General features: G+C 65.4%; 7 protein-coding genes and 1 tRNA gene. 4 read left to right on the top strand and 4 right to left on the bottom strand.

Annotation, left to right across the window (positions count from 1 at the left end; translation table 11 throughout):
• Positions 1-194: 194 nt before the first annotated feature.
• Together IAE41_RS05985 and IAE41_RS05980 are read right to left on the bottom strand one after the other, a co-directional pair.
• Positions 195-758, bottom strand: coding sequence for an energy transducer TonB (locus IAE41_RS05985; protein WP_200732451.1), 564 nt, complete (start codon positions 756-758; stop codon positions 195-197).
• Between the two features lie 118 nt (positions 759-876).
• Positions 877-1,515 carry an energy transducer TonB gene (locus IAE41_RS05980; protein WP_079222340.1) on the bottom strand — a complete coding sequence of 213 codons (639 nt, stop codon included), beginning with the start codon at positions 1,513-1,515 and terminating at the stop codon, positions 877-879.
• 113 nt (positions 1,516-1,628) lie between these two features.
• Here IAE41_RS05980 and serS point away from each other — a divergent pair, with 113 nt between their 5' ends.
• Positions 1,629-2,909, top strand: coding sequence for a serine--tRNA ligase (gene serS / locus IAE41_RS05975; protein ID WP_200732450.1), 1,281 nt, complete (start codon positions 1,629-1,631; stop codon positions 2,907-2,909).
• A 109-nt stretch (positions 2,910-3,018) separates the two neighbouring features.
• Here the strand turns inward: serS and IAE41_RS05970 are convergent, their stop codons facing one another.
• Positions 3,019-3,369: a ligand-binding protein SH3 gene (locus IAE41_RS05970; protein ID WP_200732449.1), complete on the bottom strand. Its 351-nt coding sequence runs from the start codon at positions 3,367-3,369 to the stop codon at positions 3,019-3,021.
• 245 nt (positions 3,370-3,614) lie between these two features.
• Positions 3,615-4,199, bottom strand: coding sequence for an NAD(P)H-dependent oxidoreductase (locus IAE41_RS05965; protein ID WP_200732448.1), 585 nt, complete (start codon positions 4,197-4,199; stop codon positions 3,615-3,617).
• A 125-nt stretch (positions 4,200-4,324) separates the two neighbouring features.
• Between IAE41_RS05965 and IAE41_RS05960 the strand changes: the two genes are divergently transcribed.
• From IAE41_RS05960 to IAE41_RS05950, 3 genes are all read left to right on the top strand, one after another.
• Positions 4,325-5,317 carry a LysR family transcriptional regulator gene (locus IAE41_RS05960; RefSeq protein ID WP_079222336.1) on the top strand — a complete coding sequence of 331 codons (993 nt, stop codon included), beginning with the start codon at positions 4,325-4,327 and terminating at the stop codon, positions 5,315-5,317.
• Positions 5,318-5,419: 102 nt separating this feature from the next.
• Positions 5,420-5,509 (top strand) — tRNA-Ser (locus tag IAE41_RS05955).
• Positions 5,510-5,593: 84 nt separating this feature from the next.
• On the top strand, positions 5,594-7,060 hold the full coding sequence (locus tag IAE41_RS05950; RefSeq protein WP_200732447.1) for a site-specific integrase: 1,467 nt from the start codon (positions 5,594-5,596) through the stop codon (positions 7,058-7,060).
• Positions 7,061-7,212 lie beyond the last annotated feature (152 nt).

The following is a 7,212-nucleotide window of genomic DNA, read 5'->3' as shown; positions in this document are numbered from 1 at the left end:
CTGTAACCGGGCGGGGGGGCCGCGGGGGGGGGGCCGCGGCGGCGGCGGGGGGGGGGGGGGCCCCCCGCCCCCCCGGCCCCCCCCCCCGGCGAAAACGGAGCCGCGCACGCATCCCGGTAGTGCCGGCCGCTGGCCGGCAAAAAAAGACGGAGGCCGAAGCCTCCGTCTCCCGATCACGAACCCCTCGTTCGCGATCAACGCTGCTCGGTACGGAAATCCACCGGCACGCGCACCACACTCGCCACCGCACGGCCGTCCTGCATGGCCGGCTGGAACTTCCAGCCCTGCACGGTGTTCAGCACCGCACGATCCAGGTCACGGCTGCGCTCGCCACTCCGCGACACGATGCTCGCGTTGGTCACGTTGCCGCGGGTATCCACATCCAGGCTGGCAATCACGCTGCCCTGCACGCCATTGCGCAGCGCAGTGGGCGGGTAGCTCGGCTTGCCATTGCTGGCCAGCGGACGCGCCTCACGGTTGCGTACGGCCGGGGCCGCCTTGCGCTGCTCGCTGGCCGGGGCCGCGTTGCGGGCTGCCGGGGCCGTGGCCACAGGGGTCTCGCTGGCCGGCAGCATGCGCTCGCCCACCGGGGCCGGCGCCACGTCTTCCTGGCCCGAGAAACGCAGCCACATCAGCGCAGCAGCAAACATCGCCACGATGAGGGCCATCCACAGCCACGGAGACGTGCGCTGCGGGCGCTCGCTCACGTCCTGCTGCAGATGCGGGGAATGAAGGTGTTCATGGGCAGTAGCACTCATTGCAGACTCCTCGCGTCAGTAACGACGCCCAGAGTCTTGCCCGAGCCGGTGTAGTGGTGTGTCAGCGTTGCGTCAACGCAACCGGCAGGGTTCAGGTTGCCTGCCGGGATGCGTTCAGTTACTGCGGCTTGAAGTCAAACGGCACTTCAATGGAGCCCGGCACCGGCTGGCCATTGCTCAGCGCGGGGGTGAAGCGCCAGCGGCGCACCGCGTCGGTGGCCGCGCGGTCCAGGTCACGCGAACCGCTGCGCTGGATCACCGTGATGTTGTTGGCGTAGCCGGTGGCATCGACGTCCACCCGCACCACCACGCTGCCGGACTCGCCGCGACGCAGGGCGCCGGACGGGTAGGCGGGCGGCGGTGACTGGCCTGCCACGGGCATCGGCTGGCTGTTGCCCGTGGCCGGGGCGGTGCTGCCCGGTGCGGCCGGGGCCGGCTCAATGCTGGCCGGCGGGGGCGGGGCGGTTTCCACCAGCTTCGGCGCTTCCTCCTGCACCGGCGCCGGCTTGGCATCGGGCATGTCGCTGGAACCGGCCGCCGCGGCCAGGGGCTCGGGCAGCGGCTCGACCTGCGCGGTTTCCTGCGGGGTCTGCGTGGCCGGATCATCGGCGCGGAAGAATTCCTTGTCGCGGCCGGTCAACCAGACCACCACGAACAGCAGCACGCCCACGCCGAAGGCGATGCCGGCGATCTTCAGGGCGTTGCGCGGGATATGCACGGTGAACGACTTGGCAGGCGATGAGCGGGGTGCAGACATGGACCGGACCAGCAGGGAATGCCCCGATTCTGCCACGGCGGGAATGAACCGGGCGGCAGAAATCCGTATAACAGGCGATAATCCCGTCCCTGATACCCACCACGACACCTGCCATGCTTGATCCAGCCCTGCTCCGCCACCAGCCCGCCGACCTCGCCGAACGCCTGCGCACCAGCCGCGGCTTCGAGCTCGACGTGTCTGCCCTGGAGTCCCTGGAGGCCGATCGCAAGCGCATCCAGGTGCGGACCCAGGAGCTGCAGAGCCTGCGCAACAGTCGTTCCAAGGCCATCGGCCAGGCCAAGGCCAAGGGCGAGGACGTTTCGGCCATCATGGCTGAAGTGGCCGCGTTCGCCGATGAGCTGAAGGCCTCGGAAGTGGCGCTGGACGAGCTGCGCGAAAAGATCGACACCATCGCCGCGGGCATTCCGAACCTGCCGGCCGATGACGTGCCGGCGGGCGCCGATGAGAACGACAATGTCGAACAGGCGCGCTGGGGCACCCCGCGCACCTTCGATTTCCCGGTGCTGGACCACGTCGAGCTGGGCGCCCGCAACGCCGGCCTGGACGCGGAAACCGCTGCCAAGCTGTCGGGCTCGCGCTTCACCGTGCTGCGCGGCCAGATCGCGCGCCTGCACCGTGCCCTGGCCCAGTTCATGCTGGACCTGCACGCCGGTGAGCACGGCTATGAAGAAACCAACGTGCCGCTGCTGGTCAACGCCGATTCGCTGCGTGGCACCGGCCAGCTGCCGAAGTTCGAGGACGACCTGTTCAAGACCGCCGTGGGCGATTCCACGCGCTACCTGATCCCGACCTCGGAAGTGCCGCTGACCAACCTGGTGCGCGACGAGATCGTCGACGCCGAGCGCCTGCCGCTGCGCGTGACCGCCCATTCGATGTGCTTCCGCGCCGAAGCCGGCAGCGGTGGCCGCGACGTGCGCGGCATGATCCGCCAGCACCAGTTCGAGAAGGTCGAGCTGGTCTCGGTCTGCCGCCCGGAAGACAGCGACGCCGAGCACACCCGCATGACCCGCTGCGCCGAAGTCGTGCTGGAAAAGCTGGGCCTGCCGTACCGCAAGGTGCTGCTGTGCACCGGCGACATGGGCTTCTCGGCCATCAAGACCTACGACCTGGAAGTCTGGCTGCCCTCGCAGAACACCTACCGCGAGATCAGCTCGTGCTCCAACACCGGTGATTTCCAGGCCCGCCGCATGCAGGCCCGCTGGCGCAACCCGGCCACCGGCAAGCCGGAACTGGTGCACACCCTGAACGGCTCGGGCGTGGCGGTCGGCCGCGCGATGATCGCCGTGATGGAGAACTACCAGAACGCCGACGGCACCATCACCGTGCCGGACGTGTTGAAGCCCTACATGGGTGGCGTCGAAACCATCGGTTGAACCCGGTAGCGCCGGGCCGTGCCCGGCGTTTTTGGGTGGGGATCCACGCATGGCGTGGATCTACGCGCCGATGCAGTAGATCCACGCCATGCGTGGATGAACCTCGCGATCACCCCACAACCCGCAGCTTCTCCAACGGCACCCACCCGGGCTCGCCCGTCTCCGGCACGCACCACGCCCAGCCATTGAGCGTGCGCACCCCGCGCAGCCGCTGCCCCGGCTCGACATCCAGCTCCCGAGCGCAGTAATCTTCCGTGGCAAATGCGCCACCCTGCGCGTCGCGACCTATCACAGGCGCCGGTACGAATCCGGGCTGCTGCCCTTCGGCCTCGCACAGGAACCAGTCTTCCCAGCCCTCGGGCCCTTCATAACGTTCACCCACCACCAGCGTCTGGCCTTGGCGCAGGGTGATCGGGTGCGGAAATTCGCTGCGGTGCGCAGCCGTCACGATGTAGTTCATGACTCAGCCTAACGTTCTGATGAGTGCTATGCATGGCGCTGCATCCACGCATGGCGTGGATCTACTGCGTGTGCTTCGGTAGATCCACGCCATGCGTGGATGGCGCACAGCTCAGGTCAGACACAGAAAAACGGCCCCGCAAAGCGGAGCCGTCGGGGTGGGCCAGGATGGGGGAGGGACTCCCGGCCCGCAATCAGCGCCCCCGACGAGGAGGGGGGAGGGCGCCGATCGCTGGAACGCAGTACTTACGCAGCCACTTCTTCGGCAGCGTGCGACGGCAGGGCCGACAGCGCGCCGGCAATGGCGTCTTCGCGGTGCTTCGGCGAGTAGGCGATGCCCTCGGCACGCACGAACTCGACGTTGTCGATGCTCATGAAGGCGAACACCTGGCGCAGGAAGGGCTCCTGGAAGTCGGCCGGCGAATTGGTGTAGATGCCGCCACGGGCGCTGACCACGATCACGCGCTTGCCGCCGGCCAGGCCCACCGGGCCGTTCTCGGTGTACTTGAAGGTGCGGCCGGCCACGGCAACGCGGTCGATCCAGGCCTTTAGCGTGGACGGAATGCTGAAGTTGTACATCGGTGCGCCGATTACCAGGATGTCGGCGGCCAGGAACTGCTGCATCACCTGTTCAGCATCGGTCGCCTCGGCGGCATCCACACCGGCCAGCGAGCTGCTGCGCAGATGAGGTACCGGATTGGCGTCAAGATCGCGATAATCGACCTGCAGGCCGTCGATCTGGTTCTTGAACTGAGCGACCACCGCGGCGGTCAGCTGGCGGGAGACGGAGTTGTCGCCAAGCACGCTGGCGTCGAGATGCAGAAGCTTCATGGCAGTCACCTATGTTCTGGAAGGAGGGGCGGTGTTTGCCGCCGACGGAGAGAACGATAGGTTGTTGCATGGGCGGGATAAAGGTGGTTCAATGCCACGAATTGTTCTAGATATGGAACTCGGGTATGCATGACCTGAATGACCTGTATTACTTCGCCATGGTCGTCGACCACGGCGGTTTCGCCGCCGCCGAGCGCGCCCTGGGCATCCCCAAATCGCGCCTGAGCCGCCGTATCAGCCAGCTTGAGACCGACCTGGGCGTGCGCCTGCTGCAGCGCTCCACGCGCCGTTTCGCCGTTACCGACGTCGGCACCAGCGTGCACCGCCACGCACAGACCATGCTGGCCGAGGCCCAGGCCGCGCGCGAGGTGGTCGATCGCCTCAGCGCCGAACCGCGTGGCGTCGTGCGTGCCAGCGTGCCCGTCTCGCTGGCGCAGATGCAGCTGCCCAAGCTGCTGCCCAAGTTCCTCGAGCAGTACCCGAAGGTCCGCCTGCAGCTGAACATCAGCAACCGCCGCGTGGACATCATCAATGAAGGCTACGACGTGGCCCTGCGCGTGCGTTCGCGCCTGGATGACGACGGCAGCCTGGTGATGCGCAGCTTCGGCCAGGTGCAGGAACTGCTGGTGGCCAGCCCGAAATACCTGGACCGCGCCGGCCGCCCGAAGGACCCGGAAGAGCTGACCCAGCACGTCACCCTCAGCATCAGCGAAGACGAGGCGCGCCAGCGCTGGGAACTGCATGGCCCCGAAGGCGAAGTGCGCCGGGTGGACCTGCAGCCGCGCGTGGCCGGCTTCGATTTCCCGCTGCTGCAGAGCATGGTGAAGGATGGTTTCGGCATCACCATGCTGCCGGAAACCGTCTGCGCCGAAGCCGTGCGCAATGGCGAGCTGGAAGTGGTGCTGCCGGACTGGTCGCTGCCGCAGGGCGTGTGCCACGCCGTGTTCGCCTCGCGCCGCGGCCTGCTGCCGGCGGTGCGCGTGTTCATCGATTTCCTGGCCGAACACCTGCCGCCGCAGCTGGAGGCATCGCGCCTGGATTGCGGTGGCGCTTGTGAGAAGGCCAAGGAGAAGATCAAGGCCAGTGCGCTGGGCGCGCTGGCGGTGGATGCGGGCTGAGGATGGCCGATAGCGCCGGGTCACGCCCGGCGTTACGCCGGTCTTGGGCAAATCGCCCAGCCGTGCGAGAATGCGTGCCCGGCCAGCAGGCTGGGCCGATACGGAGAGATGGCCGAGCGGTTTAAGGCACCGGTCTTGAAAACCGGCGAAGGGTTAAACCTTCCGTGGGTTCGAATCCCACTCTCTCCGCCAATCGATCTTAACTCGTTGATTTTTATTTGAAATCATCGGTTTGAGCAGATTGGAAAGCAGGAAGCATGCAGAGGAAACACTCGCATGCGCATCCCCCATCATTTGAGCCGGTCATCCACCGGCCGCTGGTCGTTCGTCCAGCGTGTCCCTATCGATCTTCAAGCCGTGCTCGATTGCCGGCTCATCAAGCGGACTCTTAAGACCAAAGACCTCGCCCAGGCACACGTGCGTGCAGTCGTGCTTGGGGCGGGCTATGCTCGGCTCTTCGCACAGTTGAAGGATCAACGCGTGGCCAAGCTCAGCAAGCAGGAAGCCGATCTGCTCATCGCTCGCCTGACGAGCGCCGAGAACCTCCGTGAACTGACGTTGGACCGCACGCGTCAACCGGATGGGACGGTGACGGAGCGGTGGCAAATCGACAGTCCCAAGGACCTCAAGCTGTATCGGCAGTTGATGGAGCTTGAAGCAACCGCGGGAGGGATCTCTCAATCCCTCTCAGTAACCGTGCCGTCCCTGTTTGGCTCTGCAGGCGCCGGCAGCCACAAAGGTCTAGCCTCCACGGCTGCCATTGAGACGATGACGCTGGGCAAGGCTCGGGATGCATTCTTGGCGACGCTCAAGGGTTCGACTCTGCCCAAGGCCTACACGATCAAGAAGACGGCCATTGAGGCATTGGTGGCCTTCTTGGGGCCGAAGGCAAAGGTTCATGCCATTACCAGGTCCGATCTGGCGCGGTGGTATCAGGACATGCGTGAGAAGGGCGCTTCGACGCCGACGCTCACGAACAAGCAGAGCTACATCGGTGGCAAAGGTGGCTTTTTCGAGTGGGCCATGGCGTCGGGCCACTACCCGAAGGGCGACAATCCGGCCAGCGGCCATGTCAGCTACTCCCAGCGCGAGAAGCGGGCGCGGAAGAAGCTGGGGTTCAAGGCATACGACAGAGCCCAGGTCCAAGCTCTGTTTGCCCCCGAGGCACTGGCCAAGCTGTCAGAGTCGGCTCGCTGGGCCTCCCTCCTTGGGCTCTATACGGGGGCGAGGGCGTCAGAGGTCGGCCAGTTGCTGATCCGAGACGTGATCGAGGAGGACGGCATCCCGTGTATCCGAGTCTCCGACGAGGGCGAACACCAGAAAGTAAAAACGGAGGTCAGCCTTCGTACGGTTCCTCTCCATCCTGAGCTCCTCAAGATGGGTTTCCTGGATTGGGTGGACGGCAAGCGCAGCGCTGGTGAAACGAGGCTGTTCCAAGCAGCCAAGGCCACAGCGGTGAATGGGCAGGGCAACTGGATCACCAAGGCGTTTAGTAGACATCTGGCCGAGGTCGGGAAAGGCTGGGAGCCGGCGAAGCGTGGGTTCCACTCGCTCAGGAAGACGTTCATCCAAGAACTGCAGGGGGCTGGAGTGGTCTCTGAGCTCAGGGCGCAGATCGTGGGGCATGAGCTCGATGACGAGCATCATTCGACATATAGCCGAACCTTTACTGCGATTGAAAAGCTCACGGGACTGGGTGCGCATTCTCCTGGTTTAAGTTCACTTGCTTGGAGCTTGCGGTGACCCAGCTCGCCTAGTCGATGGCAAAAATATGACGGTGAACTCATTAGCCGGAGCTCGGGTGATCGCTAGCCAGATTTGTAGGACATCGGCTAGCCGTTTACCGATACTGGATAGCATGCTGACTTTGACCCAGCTTAGTTTCATCTAAGTTC

The organism is Stenotrophomonas sp. S39, from assembly GCF_016624665.1.
GTDB lineage: Bacteria > Pseudomonadota > Gammaproteobacteria > Xanthomonadales > Xanthomonadaceae > Stenotrophomonas.
The sequence above is the reverse complement of the archived record's forward strand: the minus strand, read 5'-3'. Positions and strand labels throughout refer to the sequence as shown.